The organism is Flectobacillus sp. BAB-3569 (assembly GCF_002270355.1).
Taxonomy (GTDB): domain Bacteria; phylum Bacteroidota; class Bacteroidia; order Cytophagales; family Spirosomataceae; genus Flectobacillus; species Flectobacillus roseus.
In genome coordinates, this window is record NZ_NJFZ01000070.1 from 1 (window position 1) to 881 (window position 881).

Annotated in this window: 2 protein-coding genes and 1 pseudogene; 2 read left to right on the top strand and 1 reads right to left on the bottom strand. The window is 39.4% G+C overall.

Annotated elements, in window-relative coordinates; all coding sequences use genetic code 11:
* Positions 1-297: pseudogene (gene glyA / locus BWI92_RS26370) on the top strand (serine hydroxymethyltransferase); the annotation flags it as partial.
* A complete protein-coding gene (locus BWI92_RS28555) occupies positions 273-401 on the top strand; it encodes a hypothetical protein (RefSeq protein ID WP_255406911.1) in 129 nt (42 codons plus the stop codon). The pseudogene glyA and the gene BWI92_RS28555, both read left to right, overlap by 25 nt.
* A 23-nt stretch (positions 402-424) precedes the next feature.
* Here BWI92_RS28555 and BWI92_RS26375 read toward each other — a convergent pair.
* A partial coding sequence (locus BWI92_RS26375) for a LysR substrate-binding domain-containing protein (protein ID WP_229363606.1) occupies positions 425-881 on the bottom strand: 457 nt, incomplete at its 5' end.

An 881-nucleotide genomic window follows, 5' to 3' on the forward strand; every position in this document is an offset into this window, starting at 1 on the left:
GTTCTCCAGTAAACTTTTCAGGTAAATACTTCCAACCATTCTTTTATGGTGTAGAAGAAGAAACAGGTTTGATCGACTGGGACAAAGTAGAAGCTACAGCCTTGAAAGAGCGTCCAAGATTGATTATCTGTGGTGCATCTGCGTATTCTCGTGACTGGGATTATGCTCGTTTGCGTAACATCGCTGACCAAGTAGGTGCTTTGTTGTTGGCAGATATTTCTCACCTTTCTGCTTTGATTGCAAAAGGTTTGTTTGAATAACCCAATGCAACATTGCCATATCGTTTCTACAACAACGCAGGCGATGTCTTTATTCGTTATACGTCGTCGGCGCCGCTAATGCAAATGTCTTATCCTGTTGGAGGTGATGATATTGTGATTTGGTTTGAAAGAGGGAAATAATTGTTGTAATACCCTAATATTGATTACACCAACCAACCAAATTTTTCATTGATAATACTAGACCTTTCCTGAGTAATAAAGTTGAGAAATGCTTTTGCCACAGGTGAGAAGTTTTTACCCTTTAGCCAAATAATATGCCAAGTGCTCTGGATAGGAAAACCTTTGACAGGAATTATTTGTAAATCGCCATTTGATAGTTCGTTTTTAATACCAATCAGCGGCATAATCGAATAGCCTAACCCTGCCAAAACAGCTTGCTTAACGGCCTCATTAGAAGTGAGTTCCAATTTTTTATGAATCGGCAGTTTGTTTTCCTGTACATACGCTTCCATAACGTGGCGCGTGCCTGAGCCATACTCACGATAAATCAGTGGGAGCGAGTCTAATAGCGAAGTTTCATAGAAAGAATCATTAAATTGTTCCTCTGTGTTACCAATCAAATAGAGTTTGTTGGACATCAAATCGATTTTCTCGATCTGA